Source organism: Flavobacterium enshiense DK69 (assembly GCF_000498495.1).
Lineage (GTDB): Bacteria > Bacteroidota > Bacteroidia > Flavobacteriales > Flavobacteriaceae > Flavobacterium > Flavobacterium enshiense.
In genome coordinates, this window is record NZ_AVCS01000006.1 from 1 (window position 1) to 15847 (window position 15847).

Below are 15847 nucleotides of genomic sequence, written 5' to 3' on the forward strand. Positions count from 1 at the left end.
TATTTACCCGATTTTAATTTTATAAAATATTTTATTACAAATTAAATAGCAACTGTCCCGTTAAAATACCAATATGTCCTTTAAAATCTCCGTTGGTTTTTAATTCGAGTTCCTCTTTATTATTAAGGTTGTTCAGGATATTGTTCATCCCGTATTGGTAATTAACCAAAGCGCGTACACGTCGGTTACCCGCAGAAAAACCAATATAAAGGTTACCGTTTATTTTGGTAACGTCCGTTATGTCTTTTGCTGTCAGAAGGATATTATCTTCTATAAGATTATGTTCGTATTTACTGTCGAATTTAAGTTTGTCGTTTATCTGAAGTACCGGACCTAAATCCAACGAAACATGGTCTTTCACTATGTTATAACTAAGCAGTAAACGGATTTGAACAGCCATCAGTTTGTATTCCACATCCTGTTTTTGCATTAAAGGGGAAAATGTAGCTACCGTAAAATTATTTTCTGAAAACTGCATTCCGTAAATCATGCTGAAATCATTATAATAGTTACCTCTTACCTGCATTCCGGCAGACCAGCCTAATTCCGGTTGGATATTAAAATTGGAAGTCATTAACGAAGTTTGGTTTACGCCTGCATAAATACCGATTCGGTTTCCGTCTCGATATCCATATTGTGCAAAACCTTGTAAAGCAACAAGTAAGAATGAGATAATGTATAGTTTTTTCATTTGAATAAAATCAAAAATTTCAGCAAATGTAAACTTATTTCATAAACAATTGTAACATTTAATCTCTGTATACGTATAATCCTATAAAATAACTAAACTATTTATTATGGTAACAATTCCTATTTTATTAGTGATCGGATTCTTTCTGTTTCTGGCCTCTTTTTTTACAGTTAAACAGCAAACGGCTGTGATTGTCGAGCGTTTCGGTAAATTTAACAGTATCAGACAATCCGGTTTACAAATTAAAATTCCTGTTTTTGACCGCATTGCTGGGCGTGTTAATTTAAGAATCCAACAGTTGGATGTTATCATAGAAACGAAAACGAAGGATAACGTATTCGTAAAAATGAAAGTATCCGTTCAGTTTAAAGTGTTGCAAGAAAAGGTTTATGATGCTTTTTACAAATTGGAATTTCCTCATGACCAGATTACTTCCTATGTATTCGATGTGGTTCGAGCAGAAGTACCAAAGTTGATTTTAGATGATGTGTTTGAGAGAAAAGACGATATTGCAATTGCCGTTAAACGCGAATTAAACGAGGCGATGACTACTTACGGATATGAAATCATCAATACTTTGGTTACTGATATCGATCCGGATATTCAGGTAAAAAATGCCATGAACCGAATCAACGCTGCCGACCGTGAGAAAACTGCAGCAGAATATGAAGCTGAAGCACAACGCATTAGAATTGTAGCCAAAGCTAAAGCCGAGGCAGAAAGTAAACGTTTACAAGGTCAGGGTATTGCCGATCAGCGACGTGAAATTGCGCGCGGTTTGGTAGAATCAGTGAACCAACTGAATGAAGTAGGCATAAATTCGCAGGAAGCATCTGCATTAATTGTGGTGACTCAGCATTATGATACATTACAAGCTGTGGGTGCCGATACGAATTCGAATTTAATTTTATTGCCTAATTCCCCTCAGGCGGCTAGTGATATGCTTAATAACATGGTGGTTTCTTTTGCAGCGAGTAACCAGGTAGGTGAAGCAATGAAAAATGCACCGAAGCGCATTAGAAAAAAAGATGATCATACGTCGACAGATTTTAATCCGTCAGATCCTGAATAACATTTTATTTTAAAAAAAAGAGGTCGAAAGGCCTCTTTTTTATTCCATGTATTTCGTAAATTTTCTGATTAGAAGTGGTAGTACGACACTTTTCATTACACCTGTCAATAAATCTGATTTACTAAGCAATGCTCCAGTATTTCCTAGAAAGTTCTTAACCATTCCCATTGGGGTAATTCCTTCCAGTGTTTTTTCCATGGAGAGGGCCAATTTGCGAACATCGATTTCTTTTTGAAGTTTCAGGATTTCCAAATCGCGATCGATTTCTTCGTAGGAGGAATATATCTTTGGTTTCATACAACGGATTATTCATTAAAAAATATCTTCGAAAATTTTTGTAACATACTGCCTTCCACTATTTTATCTTTTATCAGGTAGGCAATAAGTACCATGATCAGGTAAAAGACACTCACAGCCAGAAAACCTAAAACAGTATTATCCATCAGTTTTCCCAAATACAATGCTAATCCTATAGAAGCAAAAAACAAGAAAAACAGGAAAAATACCAACATAAGCAATACCCTAACTATCATGGTTGTTGATTTCATAAAGACTTTAAACAACCACAGTTTGTAGTATTCAGTATTACTGTCGATGGCATTTTTCAGGTTAGCCTGAATATCTCCGGCTTTTTCTTTCAGGTTTTCAAAAGGCATACCTAATTTTTAGCGTTTGCACCCTGGTTTTTCAATTCGGCCAATTTTTTTTCCAGTGCTTCAATTATTTCTTCTTTTTTATGATCGCCGTTGGCAAGCAAATGGTCGACTTCACTTTCGAGATCCATTTTTGCTTTTGAAAATCTTGATTTGATCTTATCCGTAACGTCGCTCAAGCGATGTTTTAAAACGTCTTTTTCGTGGTCAATACCTTCTCTAATTTTTCTTCTTGTTTCCGAACCTTTATCTGGGGCAAATAAAATTCCGAGACCGGCTCCGATTGCTGCACCAGCCAAAAGAGCCAATACTGTTTTTCCTGTGTTGTCAGACATGATGGTACGATTTTAATTACTAACTTTAAAATTACTTATTCGAAAGCAGATTTTTGTTAATCGGCGGTTAATAATTAGACTGAAAAAGCAAAAAATCGATTTAAAACACTTTTGAGGGGATAAACGGTAATTAGATACAGAAATACCTTCCTGTTTTTTGAAAATGTCTTAAAATTAATTTATGAAAGTCGTTTTTAATAAATAATTTCTATTAAAATAATAAATAATATTAAAAATATTAATAATAAAAAAACCTGCTTATTAGGCAGGTTTTTAATTGATTAAATTTATGATAGTGTATTACACAATTTCAGACAGTAAATGAAGGACGGTTTCATTTTTCTCTGTCGATTTCATTTCCGAAAGTTGCGTTTTGAAAATTTCGAAATTTTTACCATCTCTTTTCAGATTCTGGATCACTTCATAGCGAACAAATGGTGATTCGCTTTTCAAAGACATGGTATAGAATTTTTGAAGTAACTCGCTATCCACATCCGAAGCTTTTATGCTTTCAGAATATTTCAGTATAAAATTGGAAAACAACAACGAACTCTTATTGTTGTTAACATTTTTCTTGAGTGAATTTTGCAACAGGCTGTAATTGTTGATGGTCTTGATATTTTCTCCAATTGTATTTTCAATGGCAGCTCTTTCTTCATCCGTGTTCACTTTAAAGTACTTATTGATTTCCTTCAGTGAATTGTTGATAGTATTTTCCTCTTTCTTACCTTTTTCTTCCCAAGAGTCCTTCAAGTCTACAGTCTTGTTGAAAACTAAATTTTCTGAAGTACTGTCTTTATCTACGCAGAAATAACCTGTTCTTTGGAATTGGAAACTGTCACCTTCTTTAGCATCAGCCAAGCCTGGTTCAACAAATCCGGTAACCGTTTTCAATGAATTCGGATTCACAAAATCAAGGAAGTTCTTGTCTTTGTGCGTGTCCGGAGATTCATCGATGAACAGTCGGTCGTATAAACGTATTTCAGCTTTTAAGGCATGTTCCACAGAAACCCAGTGAATGGTTCCCGCAACTTTACGGTTGCTGGCTTCGCTTCCGCTTCCGCTTCGGCTGTCGTCATCGTAAGTAACATGGATTTCCGTTATTTTCCCGTCAGTATCTTTTACAACGCTCTCTCCTTTAATGATATAGGCATTTTTCAAACGCACTTCTTTTCCTAAAGTCAGACGGAAAAATTTGCTGCTCGCTTCTTCCAAAAAGTCATCTCTTTCAATGTACAGTTCTTTTGAAAATGGGACTTTTCTGAAAGTCATCACTTCTTCTTCCGGATTATTTTCAGCTTCAAGCCATTCGGTTTTTCCTTCCGGATAGTTGGTGATTATTAATTTTACCGGATCGATAACCGCCATAACACGTGGTGCTACTTTGTTTAAATCCTCACGGACACAAAATTCCAATAAGGAAACATCAATAAGGTTATCGCGTTTTGCAATTCCGATGGTTTCAGCAAAATTTCTGATGGAAGCCGGAGTATAACCTCTTCTTCGCATTCCGGAAATGGTCGACATTCTCGGATCATCCCATCCGCTTACGTAATTTTCCTGAACTAATTGCAATAGTTTACGCTTGGAAACCACGGTGTGTGAAAGATTTCTTCTGGCAAATTCACGTTGTTTCGGACGTGTTTTGGATGAATCATAAACCTGATCCAAAAACCAATCGTATAATTCTCTGTGTGGTAAAAACTCCAAAGTACAGAAGGAATGCGAAATCTGTTCCAAATAATCACTCTCGCCGTGTGCCCAGTCGTACATTGGATAGATACACCATGTATCACCGGTTCTGTGGTGGTGTTTGTGTAAAATTCGGTAAATAATAGGATCACGCATCAGCATATTGGTAGAAGCCATGTCGATTTTGGCTCTCAAAATATGAGTACCTTCCTCGAATTCACCGTTTTTCATTCGTTCGAACAAATCCAGGTTTTCTTCTACCGAACGGTTTCGGTACGGACTATCGGTACCAGGCTGCGTTGGCGTTCCTTTTTGTTTTGCCATATCTTCAGAAGACTGGCTGTCTACATAAGCTTTTCCTTTTTTGATCAGAAGCACTGCCCAGTCATATAACTGCTGGAAATAATCCGAAGCATAACGTTCTTCGGCCCATTGGAACCCTAACCATTCCACGTCACGTTTGATGGCATCTACATATTCCTGCTCTTCTTTGGCCGGATTAGTATCGTCAAAACGTAGGTTTACAGGAGCTTTATAATCAATTCCCAAACCGAAATTCAAACAGATCGCACTGGCATGACCCAAGTGCAAATACCCGTTTGGCTCAGGTGGGAAACGGAAACGCAATTTATCGGGTGACAAACCATTTTTTAAATCGTCTTCAATGATTTGCTCTATAAAATTCAATGATTTTTCTTTCGTAGACATAGATTTTATGTAATTTTAGCAAAGATAAGTTTAATTCGTCAATTTGGAAATCGGAAGATTTGAAAATGACAGTGAAAAGTACGCATGGGAATTATAAAATTAAAAAATATCAGAACGTTTTCCTATCACGGTTGTCTGGTAGAAGAAGGTAAAATTGGGTCGGACTATTCGGTGGATTTGGAAATTAAGACAGATTTACGCAAATCATCTTTTTCGGATGAACTGGCTGATACTGTAGATTATGTGCATCTGAACAAAATAGTGGTGGAAGAGATGGACATCCGTTCCAAGTTATTGGAGCACGTAGCACAACGCATTATTGCACGTATTTTTAAAGAAACGCCTTCGGTTTCCAGAATTATTGTGGCGGTTTCCAAATTGAATCCGCCTATTGGAGGTGATGTTGAGGCAGTTACCATTCAGATTGAAGAATACCGCAATTAATTTGGAATTTGGAATTTGGAATTTCAAATTTATTGCTATATTTGCCATCCACAACAATGGCATCGTGTCCGAGTGGCTAGGAAGCGGTCTGCAAAACCGTCTACAGCGGTTCGAATCCGCTCGATGCCTCAAAAACCTCCAAGGAAACTTGGAGGTTTTTTTTTATGGCTATTTTTTTATGATATGAAGGGAATAATTCGTTACTTCAATATACAATTGATAAGTAGGAATAATTAGCATATACCAGTAAAAAACACTTGATATGAGATCAAAAAATCTAATAATTACAGTACTGTTTTCGTCACTGCTGTTCGTTGGCTGGAAAGCAATTGACCAGGAATGGCTCTCGGAAAAACGCAAAGGATATACATTAAAGTACACTTCAAGTGATAAGAAAAATAAGAAGGAATACCGTCAGTTAATAGAAAATGGAATGTCTTCGGCAGCGTTTTTCTTCGGTGATGGTTTTAAAAAAGAGTTTGACGTTTTCATTCATCCCAACCGTCTTTCGTTAGATATAGCCTGGCAAAAGGATTGGAACATGCCTGATTTCAAATCGGAATGTTGGATGGTTGCAAGCGGGGTAGCTACCAAACTGGATGTGATTTCACCTAAGCAATGGGATAAAGAGGCTTGTGAGCACATTTATTCCGATACCAATAAAACACAACAACTGATCACTCATGAATTGATTCACGTGTATCACGGACAGTTAAACGTAAGTCCGGATTTCAGCGATGTTCAAGGAATTGACTGGTTTGTGGAAGGTTTGGCTACATATGCTTCAGGTCAATGTGATTCTAAGCGTATTTCAGAAGTGCAAAAGGCGATTCTCGAAAACAAAATACCCGAAAAGCTGGATGATTTTTGGAAAGGAAAAATAAAATACGGGCTTTCAGGCTCGGTAGTGATGTTCATCGACAAGACTTATGGAAGAGAAAAACTTAGAACTTTATTACCGTTGAATAAAAAATCCGAATTACTTGCAGCCTTAAACACAACCGAATCCGAACTACTGGCAGCATGGAGAAACCACATTCTTGAATATAAGTCCGGACAATAATGTAAAACGCCGTTAAGCTTAGCGGCGTTTTTATTTCTTATAATTGAGATGTAACTGATAAATCTATTACTTCGATTGTTCAATTTTTTCCAATTGATCTTTAACGAACTCTTTTTCTTTTGGAAACCAGCCTTGAAGCATCAGTACCATTCCAAATATAATTAGCAAAACACTGCTGGTTTTTTTGACTTTAATAATATTGACAGGGGTTAATTTACTTCGCAATTGTTTAGCTAAAAGCACTTTACATATATCGGTAAATAAATAAGCTCCCAATACCGCTGCAAAGAATACCGCCATTCGCGATGTTTCCATATCGAATTTAGGTCCAAAGGTAATGATGATGGCCAGCCAAAAACCAAGTACGCCAATATTGATAAAATTCAGCAGGAATCCTTTCATAAACAGGTTTAAATAATTCTTTTTAAGGATTATTTCTTCAACCTCTTCATCCGGGTCGATGAGTTTATGCGCCTTTCGAAGTTTCAGAAAGGTAATTGTCCCATAGGTAAACATGATGATACCACCGAATATGAATAAAGCCGGATCGTCTTTAATGCTCTGAATCAGACGATAACTACTGAAATAAGCAACGGCAATAAAGAAAATATCAGCAATAACAACTCCTAAATCAAAAGACATGGCGGCCCGGAAACCTTTGGTAATACTGGTTTCAAGCAATACAAAAAAAACAGGTCCAATCATAAAACTCAGAAAGAACCCTAGTGGAATTCCGGTTAGGATATCGTCAATCATTTAAAAGCTGTTATACCACAAAGGTAAGAAAAATTAAATCCCAAATCTTATCTGCAAATACCATTAGGTTTTACAGTTAAGATTTGGGACTTGTTTTTTAGGTTTTTTTTATGTGGATTTTTTATCCAGTTTGTGCTGTTGAATCGTTCCTCCGGCAACCGTTTTTTGGTTAATCTGACGTGGATTACCGTAAATGGTAATTGTTCCTCCGGCTCTGGTTTTTGCTTCAACCAGTTCGGTTGCTGTAACATCTGCTTCACCGCCTGCGTTAACAGCAACTACTGTTTGTTCCCCTTCCAGGGCGCTGGCTTTTACGATTCCGCCCGATGTAACTACGATGTCCTGATTCTGGGCTTTTCCTGTCAATCGGACCATACCACCTGAATTCGCTTTAATGTTAACTTTCTTTACATCCAGGTTTAGTTTGATTTCTGCACCTTCTTTGGCGCTCACCAAAAATTCAACACCATCAAAAGTGGCCGGACTAGAAACATAAGCGCCTTCGCTGGCTTCAACGGCGTCAATTTTTTTAAAGTAAACAATGGCGGTCACTTCATCACCTTTTAACGATTTATCCAACGCCATTCGAATCTTCAGCTCTCCGTTTTTGTTTACCAATTCCACATCGCCACTGCGATCCCCAGAAAGTTCTACTTTGGTTTCAGTGCCTTCCACAAGTTGAACGGAAATCTTATCGAAGGCCTTTACGGTTGTAAAGTCACCCACATTTTTGGTGATTTTTGTTTGTGAAAAACCTAATTGTGCTGCAAAAAGCAATACTGTTAAAACTAATCTCTTCATAAGTTGAATTTTATTCTTGTTTTCTGATAAAATGGAAATCCAATTGTTTTTTAACTAAATCGGCGTTCTTCACCTTAACGTAAACTTCGTCTCCTAATTGTAAGATGTTATGTGAAACTTCGCCCACCAAAGCATATTGTTTTTCATCAAAGATGTAATAGTCGTCCCGGATTTCCCGGATTCTAACCATTCCTTCACATTTGTTTTCGATGATTTCCACATAAATACCCCACTCGGTAACACCGGAAATCACGCCTAAAAACTCCTGATCCTGATGGTCCTGCATGTATTTCACCTGCATGTATTTCACGGAATCACGTTCGGCATTGGCCGCCATGCTTTCCATCTGGGAGGAGTGCGCGCATTTTTCTTCGTAATCTTCTTCGCTCACACTTTTTCCGCCATCGAGATAATGCTGTAACAAACGGTGTGCCATCACATCGGGATAACGTCGGATCGGAGAGGTAAAATGCGAATAGAAATCGAACGCCAATCCGTAATGTCCAATATTGTCGGTAGAATACACCGCTTTACTCATACTTCGGATGGCCAAAGTGTCGACTAAATTCTGTTCTTTCTTTCCGTTAACGTCTTCCAGTAAAGTGTTCAGCGATCTGGAAATGCTGTCACGCGATTTGAAGTTCAGGCTGTACCCGAATTTCGAAATCACGGTTTGCAGGTTGATCAGTTTATCTTCGTTCGGTTCGTCGTGAATACGGTAGACGAAAGTTTTCTTTTGTTTTCCGATGAACTCAGCCACTTTTCGGTTGGCCAGAAGCATGAATTCTTCAATCAAATGGTTGGCGTCTTTCGCTACCTTGAAATATACCCCTACAGGTTCATCGTTTTCGTCCAGTTTGAATTTCACTTCCACTTTATCGAAGGAAATAGCCCCTGCAGCCATACGTTTTCTTCGCATGATTTTAGCCAGTTCATCCATTTTTAAAGTAGCCTCCACAATTTCTTTCGGCACCTTATATTCAGCACCTGTTAAAGAAATTTCCTCTGGAATAATATCACCTTTGGTTTCGATGATGTGTTGGGCTTCTTCGTATGCAAAACGCTGGTCGGAATAAGTTACCGTCCTTCCAAACCACTGATTCATCAGTTCGGCTTTATCGTTCAGTTCGAAAACCGCAGAAAAGGTATATTTTTCCTCATGCGGACGCAATGAACAGGCAAAATTACTCAGTACTTCCGGCAACATCGGTACCACTCGGTCTACCAGATAAACGGAAGTAGCGCGTTTATAGGCTTCTTCCTCCAAAATAGTTCCCTCCTGTACATAATGCGACACGTCGGCGATATGCACTCCGATTTCGTAGTTACCATTTTCTAACACCTTGAAAGAAAGCGCGTCGTCAAAATCTTTGGCGTCTTTCGGGTCAATGGTAAAAGTCAGGGTTTCGCGCATGTCACGACGTTTGGCGATTTCTTCCGCTGTGATGGAAGTATCAAGTTTTTTGGCATAGGCTTCCACCTCGATAGGAAAATCATACGGCAATCCGTATTCGGCCAAAATCGCATGGATTTCAGTATCGTGTTCGCCCGGTTTTCCCAATACTTTGATGACTTCACCAAATGGGCTGTCGGCTTTTTTCGGCCAGTCCAACATCTTCACCAAAACCACATCACCATTCTCGGCTTCTCCGATTCTATCTTTCGGAATGAAAATATCGGTGTACATTTTGGCATTGGCCGTTGTAAGGAAGGCAAAGTTTTTCTGAATGTCGATTACGCCCACAAATTCGGTTTTGGCGCGTTCGAGGATTTCAAGCACTTCGGCTTCCGGTCTTCGGGAACTTCTTCGGTTATACACATAAGCCCTCACCTTGTCGCCGTCCAGGGCGTGGTTGAGGTTTTGAAACGGAATAAATACATCATGTTCCAAATCCGGGGAAACCAGATAACCGGTTTTACGGCTGGTCATATCGACCGTTCCTTCGTAATATTCGGTTTTGGAGATGATTTTGTATTTGCCGCGTTCGACTTCCTGAATTTTTTCTTTGGAAGCTAAATGACCTAGTTCTTTGATGATCTCGTTACGGCTTTTGGTGTCGTTGACATCCAGTGCTGCCGCTATTTGTTTGTAGTTGAATGTTTTATTGGGGTCTTGGGCTAAAATCTTAAAAATCTTTGCGGAAAAATCTTTTTGTTTTTTTCCGGCTTTATGAAACTTCTTACTCATTTTTCATTTCTTATATTGCTGAAAATTACGAATTACAAATAACAAATCAGAATTTACGCATCAGATTTATGCTAAAAATAACTTTTGTATCTTTAGGGAAAGAATTTTTATGAACGAATTCATCACTATAGCTGTTTTTGATTACCCGCACGAGATTACCGTGCTCAAGCATCTTTTGGATCAAACCGAAATCCAGTATTTCTTTGAGAATGAAACAATGACGGCCATTGCGCCCATGTATTCGCAGGCGTTGGGCGGCATTCGGTTGAAGGTTCATCCGGATGATGTGGAAACGGTTCGGGAAATTTTAAAAAAGTTGAAGGACGATTCGCATTTGAGAATCGTTTAATTTACCTTTGTATAAAATAACTGCAAACAAAACACAACAATGAAAATCTCCATCGGAAACGACCACGCCGGACCAGACTACAAAAAAGCAATTGTTCAACATTTGGAAGCACAAGGACATACCGTGATCAATCATGGAACGGACTCTACTGACAGTGTGGATTATCCTGATTTCGGTCACGCAGTAGCTGCGGATGTACAAAACGGAACGGCCGATTTCGGTATCGTTATCTGCGGAAGCGGAAACGGAATCGCCATTACAGCCAACAAACACCAGAATGTTCGCGCCGCTTTGTGCTGGATGAACGAAATTGCAGCTTTGGCCCGTCAGCACAATGATGCTAACGTGATGAGTATTCCGGCACGTTATACCAACATCAAACAGGCCGTGGAAATGGTGGAAACGTTTTTAACCACCGATTTTGAAGGCGGAAGACACGCTACCAGAGTAAATAAAATTGCCTGTCAATAAATAAAATTGAAAGAATCCGGTTCCGTTATTGAATCGGATTTTTTTTTAAATATACTTCAACAATGGAACCGCATCACGACCACAGCATTCACAAACACCACGTGGAAGGCAAAAACCTGGTGTATTCCATTTTTCTGAATGTGGTAATTGTGGTGGCTCAGATAATAGGTGGAATCATTTCCGGAAGCTTGGCTTTGATTTCTGATGCGCTGCACAATTTCAGCGACGTACTTTCTTTGTTGTTTAGCCTTGTGGCCCATAAATTGTCCCGTCATAAAGCCTCCATGCATCAGACGTTCGGACTGAAAAGAGCTGAATTGATTGCCGCTTTTGTAAATGCCTTTACCTTGGTTATTGTTGCTTTCTATCTGATTTACGAAGCGATTGACCGTTTTTTTCATCCGAAGGAAATCGGTACAGAGATAGTGATTTGGCTTGCATTGTTAGGAATCGTTGCTAATGGCTTTTCGGTTTTACTGCTTAAGAAAGATGCCGATCACAACCTGAACATGAAATCGGCCTACATGCATTTATTCAGTGATATGTTGGCTTCGGTGGCCGTTTTGATTGGCGGATTGCTGATGAAATACTTCCATATTTATTGGATAGACAGTGTGCTGACTTTGATAATAGCCATTTACTTGATTATTGTTGGTGCCGATTTACTTAAAAAATCGACCAAGATGCTGATGCTTTTCACACCCGAGAACATAGACATCAATGAAATCATTGCTGAGGTACATAAGATCAAGGGTGTCCGCAACATGCATCATATCCATGTTTGGCATTTAAACGAAGAAGAATTACACCTCGAAGCACACATAGAATGTACGGATGACATCAAAATGAGTGAATTCAACATGATATTGGAAAAAGCGGAAGAAGTCCTTCATGAAAAATTCGGTATCAATCATATCACGATCCAACCTGAATTCCGCAGAGAAGACGATAAAGACTTTATTGTTCAGGATTAATAAACATCACTTTCATATAATTTGTAACAATTTGCAATAATTTGCAATAATTTGTGTTTGTTGTTTTTTCACTTAAAATGGAAAAAAATGCAGTTCACAGACTATATGCTTTTTTTTCATTATTACTAATTAAATTTAAGGGAATAAGAAGGAAGCAAGTCGGTATTAACAAAAAGCATTACTATTATGGGCGATAATTTTACTATTAAAAAGATACTTGTGGCTAACCGAGGCGAAATTGCGATACGCGTTTTTAGGGCAGCAACCGAATTAAAAATAGCTACTGTTGCCATTTTCACACATGAAGACCGGTATTCACTGCATCGTTTTAAAGCAGATCAGAGTTTTCAGATAGGTGACGAATCGGAACCGCTGAAACCCTATCTGGATATTGAAGCAATTATAAAAGTAGCTAAAGACAACCAGGTGGATGCCATTCATCCCGGCTACGGATTTTTGTCCGAAAATGTAGACTTCGTAAGAAGATGCGAAGAAGAAGGCATCATTTTTATTGGTCCGAAGGCGGAAGCCATGATGCAGTTGGGAGACAAAGTAGCGGCTAAAAAAGTAGCTAAAGAAATCGGCGTTCCGGTAATTACCGACTCTAAAAAAGATCTGAACACCGAAGAAGACGTATTATCTGAGGCAGAAATAATAGGCTATCCCGTAATGTTAAAAGCAGCAGCAGGCGGAGGAGGAAGAGGAATGCGCGTGGTTCGCAATGCGGAAGACATGCGAACGGCTTTTAATAATGCAAAAGGGGAAGCTTTAAAGGCTTTTGGCGACGACACGGTATTCCTGGAAAAATTCATTGATAATCCAAAACATGTTGAGGTACAGATTCTCGGGGATAATTTTGGAAATATTGTCCATCTATATGAACGTGACTGTTCCGTGCAACGCCGTTTTCAGAAGGTTATCGAGATTGCGCCTTCGGTTTTACGTCCCGATACCAAGTATAAATTATTCGACTATGCCGTTAAGATTGCTAAGTATGTGAACTACAGCAATGCCGGAACGGTTGAGTTTTTAGTCGACAAAGACGAAAACATCTTTTTTATCGAAGTCAATCCGCGTATTCAGGTGGAACATACCATTACAGAAGAAATTACGGGAATTGATATCGTCCGTTCGCAAATTATCATCGCTTCCGGATACCCGCTTACACATCGTCAGATTTTTATCCATCGGCAGGAAGACATTCAGTGCAACGGCTGGGCCATTCAGTGCCGAATTACCACGGAAGACACCGAGCTCGACTTCAAACCCGATTACGGAACCATTATCGCTTACCGAAATGCAGGAGGTTATGGTATTCGTTTGGATGAAGGGAATTGCTATACGGGTGTAACGGTTTCTCCTTTTTTTGATTCCATGCTGGTGAAAGTTTCCTCCAGTGGCCGTACTTTAAAAGGTGCTTCCGACCGTTTGCGAAGAACGTTGGAAGAGTTCAGGATACGTGGCGTGAAAACCAACATGCCTTTTCTTATCAATGTATTGTCCAATGAGGTTTTCCGTGAAGGAAGGGCTACGGTGAATTTCATTCAGGAAAACCCACAACTGATGATTCCCGATCCGGAATACTTCAATGACAGAGGTACAAAAATGCTTAAATACCTTGCCGAACTGAAAGTAAACGGTCATCCGGACGTTAAACGTTTTGATTCCGAAAAGGTTTTCAGGACACCAATAGTTCCGGAAGTCAGCCGAAATGATTTTCCAAAAGGAACTAAGGATCTGCTTACCGAAATGGGAAGGGAGGCTTTCATGGAATACATTAAAAATGAAAAGAAAATTTTCTATACCGATACTACATTACGTGATGCACATCAGTCACTTTTTGCCACCCGTTTGCGTAATTACGACATCCTGAAAATCACAGAAGGCATTGCAAAAGACCTTCCTGAGATATTTTCACTGGAAGTATGGGGAGGCGCGACCTTTGATGTAACTATGCGTTTTCTGCACGAAGACCCTTGGGAACGCCTGCGCATGATTAGAAAATCGGTTCCGAATATTTTACTTCAGATGCTCTTCCGGGGCAGTAATGCGGTAGGCTATGCAGCTTATCCTGATAATGTTTTAGAACAATTCATCATTAAAAGTGCCGAAAACGGAATCGATATTTTCCGCATTTTTGATTCGCTGAATTGGGTTGAAGGTATGGCCCACAGTATAGAAATCGTCAGAGAAAAAACCAATGCCATTGCCGAGGCCTGCATCTGTTATACCGGGGATATTCTTAATCCGGACAGGCAGAAATTCAACCTTCAGTATTATGTCGATTTAGCAAAACAACTTGAAGCGGCGGGAGCCCACATGTTAGCGATTAAAGACATGGCGGGCTTACTCAAACCGTATGCCGCCGAAGTATTGATCAAGGAACTGAAAAAACACATATCTATCCCGATTCATCTGCATACGCATGACACGTCTTCGGTACAGTCGACAACCTACATAAAGGCGATTGAAGCCGGCGTTGACGTGGTTGATTGTGCCCTCGCATCGATGAGCGGATTGACCTCGCAGCCGAATTTCAATTCGCTGGTAGCAGTGATGCACGGTGCTGAAAGGGAAAATCCGATATCACTCAAAAAATTGAATGAGTATTCCAATTATTTTGAAGCCGTACGCGAATACTATTATCCTTTTGAAAGCGAACTTAAAGCTGGGACTGCCGAGGTCTATGATCATGAAATTCCGGGCGGACAGTATTCCAATTTATTGCCGCAGGCCCGATCATTGGGATTAGAAGACAAATTTGAAACCATCAAGCAGAATTATGTGGTGGTTAACGAATTGTTCGGGGATATAGTTAAAGTAACCCCATCTTCAAAAGTTGTTGGTGACATGGCGCTTTTCATGACTTCGAATAACCTGACCGCGGCCGATGTGTTGGAAAGAGGTGATACCCTGGCCTTTCCTGAATCAGTGAAGCAGCTTTTTAGAGGCGATTTGGGCCAGCCTTACGGTGGATTTCCAAAAGCCCTTCAGAGCATAATCCTGAAAAAAGAAATCCCATACACCGAAAGACCTAATGCCCATATTAAACCTATAGATTTCGATTTGGAACTGCAATTGTTCCATCAAAAATTTGATGACAAACTCACTACGGAGGATTTATTGTCCTATATCATGTTTCCGAAAGTTTTTGAAGATTTTTACAAATTCAGAAAGTATTTCGGTAAGGTTGAAAAACTTCCGACACCCTATTTTTATTATCCGTTGAAAACAAATGAAGAGCTGATTGTCAACCTTGATTTGGGAAAAAACATGCTGATCAATTTCCGCTACATGAGTGAACCTAATGAAGACGGTATCCGTGAGGTTTATTTTCGGATCAATGGACAGACCCGAAACATTGTAATAAAAGACAATTCGGTTAAGTCAACCAAACCAACCAATGAAAAAGTTTCAGGATCCGATGACATTGGTTCGCCTTTGCAAGGCCGACTCATTAAGATTTTGGTGGACGAGAATCAGGAAGTTGAAAAAGACCATCCGCTTTTTGTGATTGAAGCCATGAAAATGGAAACTACCATTTGTGCTCCTAAAAAAGGGAAAGTAGCTAAAATTATATTGAAGCAAAATGCCATGATTGAGCAGGATGACTGTGTGATGAAGATTCAGTAATTTTGGAAGAAAGTAAG

At 39.2% G+C, this 15847-nt stretch carries 15 protein-coding genes and 1 tRNA gene; 8 read left to right on the top strand and 8 right to left on the bottom strand.

All coding sequences use genetic code 11. From position 1 onward, the window contains the following. Nucleotides 1-34: 34 nt before the first annotated feature. Nucleotides 35-691 carry an outer membrane beta-barrel protein gene (locus FEDK69T_RS02770; RefSeq protein ID WP_023572621.1) on the bottom strand — a complete coding sequence of 219 codons (657 nt, stop codon included), beginning with the start codon at nucleotides 689-691 and terminating at the stop codon, nucleotides 35-37. Nucleotides 692-797: 106 nt separating this feature from the next. On the opposite strand from FEDK69T_RS02770, the gene FEDK69T_RS02775 reads away from it, so the two are divergent. Continuing rightward, nucleotides 798-1763, top strand: coding sequence for an SPFH domain-containing protein (locus FEDK69T_RS02775; protein WP_023572622.1), 966 nt, complete (start codon nucleotides 798-800; stop codon nucleotides 1761-1763). Nucleotides 1764-1802: 39 nt separating this feature from the next. Here FEDK69T_RS02775 and FEDK69T_RS02780 read toward each other — a convergent pair whose 3' ends face one another. From FEDK69T_RS02780 to FEDK69T_RS02795, 4 genes are all read right to left on the bottom strand, one after another. Beyond that, a complete protein-coding gene (locus FEDK69T_RS02780; protein WP_023572623.1) occupies nucleotides 1803-2060 on the bottom strand; it encodes a DUF6327 family protein in 258 nt (85 codons plus the stop codon). An 8-nt stretch (nucleotides 2061-2068) separates the two neighbouring features. Continuing rightward, nucleotides 2069-2419 carry a hypothetical protein gene (locus FEDK69T_RS02785; protein ID WP_023572624.1) on the bottom strand — a complete coding sequence of 117 codons (351 nt, stop codon included), beginning with the start codon at nucleotides 2417-2419 and terminating at the stop codon, nucleotides 2069-2071. A 2-nt stretch (nucleotides 2420-2421) separates the two neighbouring features. Next, on the bottom strand, nucleotides 2422-2751 hold the full coding sequence (locus FEDK69T_RS02790; RefSeq protein WP_023572625.1) for a YtxH domain-containing protein: 330 nt from the start codon (nucleotides 2749-2751) through the stop codon (nucleotides 2422-2424). 300 nt (nucleotides 2752-3051) lie between these two features. Further along, nucleotides 3052-5151 carry a glutamine--tRNA ligase/YqeY domain fusion protein gene (locus FEDK69T_RS02795; protein WP_023572626.1) on the bottom strand — a complete coding sequence of 700 codons (2100 nt, stop codon included), beginning with the start codon at nucleotides 5149-5151 and terminating at the stop codon, nucleotides 3052-3054. 84 nt (nucleotides 5152-5235) lie between these two features. Here FEDK69T_RS02795 and folB point away from each other — a divergent pair, with 84 nt between their 5' ends. The 3 genes from folB to FEDK69T_RS02810 all read left to right on the top strand — a co-directional run bounded on the left by folB (nucleotide 5236) and on the right by FEDK69T_RS02810 (nucleotide 6658). Further along, the gene (folB, locus tag FEDK69T_RS02800; protein WP_023572627.1) at nucleotides 5236-5595 is read left to right on the top strand and encodes a dihydroneopterin aldolase; all 360 of its coding nucleotides are present in this window, start codon (nucleotides 5236-5238) and stop codon (nucleotides 5593-5595) included. Between the two features lie 58 nt (nucleotides 5596-5653). After that, nucleotides 5654-5724: transfer RNA gene (locus FEDK69T_RS02805), tRNA-Cys, on the top strand. Nucleotides 5725-5857: 133 nt separating this feature from the next. Further along, a complete protein-coding gene (locus FEDK69T_RS02810) occupies nucleotides 5858-6658 on the top strand; it encodes a gluzincin family metallopeptidase (protein WP_023572628.1) in 801 nt (266 codons plus the stop codon). 66 nt (nucleotides 6659-6724) lie between these two features. On the opposite strand, the gene FEDK69T_RS02815 is transcribed toward FEDK69T_RS02810, so the two are convergent. From FEDK69T_RS02815 to rnr, 3 genes are all read right to left on the bottom strand, one after another. After that, complete coding sequence (locus FEDK69T_RS02815) at nucleotides 6725-7414, bottom strand: LysE family translocator (protein ID WP_023572629.1); 690 nt, start codon at nucleotides 7412-7414, stop codon at nucleotides 6725-6727. A 108-nt stretch (nucleotides 7415-7522) separates the two neighbouring features. Next, nucleotides 7523-8215 (bottom strand): head GIN domain-containing protein, encoded by a 693-nt coding sequence (locus FEDK69T_RS02820; RefSeq protein ID WP_023572630.1) that lies wholly within the window; start codon nucleotides 8213-8215, stop codon nucleotides 7523-7525. Nucleotides 8216-8225: 10 nt separating this feature from the next. Further along, a complete protein-coding gene (gene rnr / locus FEDK69T_RS02825) occupies nucleotides 8226-10403 on the bottom strand; it encodes a ribonuclease R (RefSeq protein ID WP_023572631.1) in 2178 nt (725 codons plus the stop codon). A gap of 109 nt (nucleotides 10404-10512) precedes the next feature. Here rnr and FEDK69T_RS02830 point away from each other — a divergent pair, with 109 nt between their 5' ends. The 4 genes from FEDK69T_RS02830 (at nucleotide 10513) to FEDK69T_RS02845 (ending at nucleotide 15830) form a co-directional block, all read left to right on the top strand. Then, nucleotides 10513-10752, top strand: a complete 240-nt coding sequence (locus FEDK69T_RS02830; protein WP_023572632.1) for a putative signal transducing protein — start codon at nucleotides 10513-10515, stop codon at nucleotides 10750-10752. Nucleotides 10753-10791: 39 nt separating this feature from the next. Then, entirely contained in the window at nucleotides 10792-11223 is a 432-nt protein-coding gene (rpiB, locus tag FEDK69T_RS02835; protein WP_023572633.1) for a ribose 5-phosphate isomerase B, read from the top strand. 62 nt (nucleotides 11224-11285) lie between these two features. After that, the gene (locus FEDK69T_RS02840; protein WP_023572634.1) at nucleotides 11286-12197 is read left to right on the top strand and encodes a cation diffusion facilitator family transporter; all 912 of its coding nucleotides are present in this window, start codon (nucleotides 11286-11288) and stop codon (nucleotides 12195-12197) included. 186 nt (nucleotides 12198-12383) lie between these two features. After that, the gene (locus FEDK69T_RS02845; protein ID WP_023572635.1) at nucleotides 12384-15830 is read left to right on the top strand and encodes a pyruvate carboxylase; all 3447 of its coding nucleotides are present in this window, start codon (nucleotides 12384-12386) and stop codon (nucleotides 15828-15830) included. Nucleotides 15831-15847: the final 17 nt, after the last annotated feature.

Excerpts from the sequence above, each read along its gene's own strand:
- FEDK69T_RS02820 (WP_023572630.1), bottom strand. The coding sequence starts at position 8,215 with ATGAAGAGATTAGTTTTAACAGTATTGCTTTTTGCAGCACAATTAGGT.
- FEDK69T_RS02830 (WP_023572632.1), top strand. The coding sequence starts at position 10,513 with ATGAACGAATTCATCACTATAGCTGTTTTTGATTACCCGCACGAGATT.
- FEDK69T_RS02840 (WP_023572634.1), top strand. The coding sequence starts at position 11,286 with ATGGAACCGCATCACGACCACAGCATTCACAAACACCACGTGGAAGGC.
- FEDK69T_RS02785 (WP_023572624.1), bottom strand. The coding sequence starts at position 2,419 with ATGCCTTTTGAAAACCTGAAAGAAAAAGCCGGAGATATTCAGGCTAAC.
- FEDK69T_RS02815 (WP_023572629.1), bottom strand. The coding sequence starts at position 7,414 with ATGATTGACGATATCCTAACCGGAATTCCACTAGGGTTCTTTCTGAGT.
- FEDK69T_RS02790 (WP_023572625.1), bottom strand. The coding sequence starts at position 2,751 with ATGTCTGACAACACAGGAAAAACAGTATTGGCTCTTTTGGCTGGTGCA.
- rpiB (WP_023572633.1), top strand. The coding sequence starts at position 10,792 with ATGAAAATCTCCATCGGAAACGACCACGCCGGACCAGACTACAAAAAA.
- FEDK69T_RS02770 (WP_023572621.1), bottom strand. The coding sequence starts at position 691 with ATGAAAAAACTATACATTATCTCATTCTTACTTGTTGCTTTACAAGGT.
- FEDK69T_RS02845 (WP_023572635.1), top strand. The coding sequence starts at position 12,384 with ATGGGCGATAATTTTACTATTAAAAAGATACTTGTGGCTAACCGAGGC.
- FEDK69T_RS02775 (WP_023572622.1), top strand. The coding sequence starts at position 798 with ATGGTAACAATTCCTATTTTATTAGTGATCGGATTCTTTCTGTTTCTG.
- FEDK69T_RS02780 (WP_023572623.1), bottom strand. The coding sequence starts at position 2,060 with ATGAAACCAAAGATATATTCCTCCTACGAAGAAATCGATCGCGATTTG.
- rnr (WP_023572631.1), bottom strand. The coding sequence starts at position 10,403 with ATGAGTAAGAAGTTTCATAAAGCCGGAAAAAAACAAAAAGATTTTTCC.
- folB (WP_023572627.1), top strand. The coding sequence starts at position 5,236 with ATGGGAATTATAAAATTAAAAAATATCAGAACGTTTTCCTATCACGGT.
- FEDK69T_RS02810 (WP_023572628.1), top strand. The coding sequence starts at position 5,858 with ATGAGATCAAAAAATCTAATAATTACAGTACTGTTTTCGTCACTGCTG.
- FEDK69T_RS02795 (WP_023572626.1), bottom strand. The coding sequence starts at position 5,151 with ATGTCTACGAAAGAAAAATCATTGAATTTTATAGAGCAAATCATTGAA.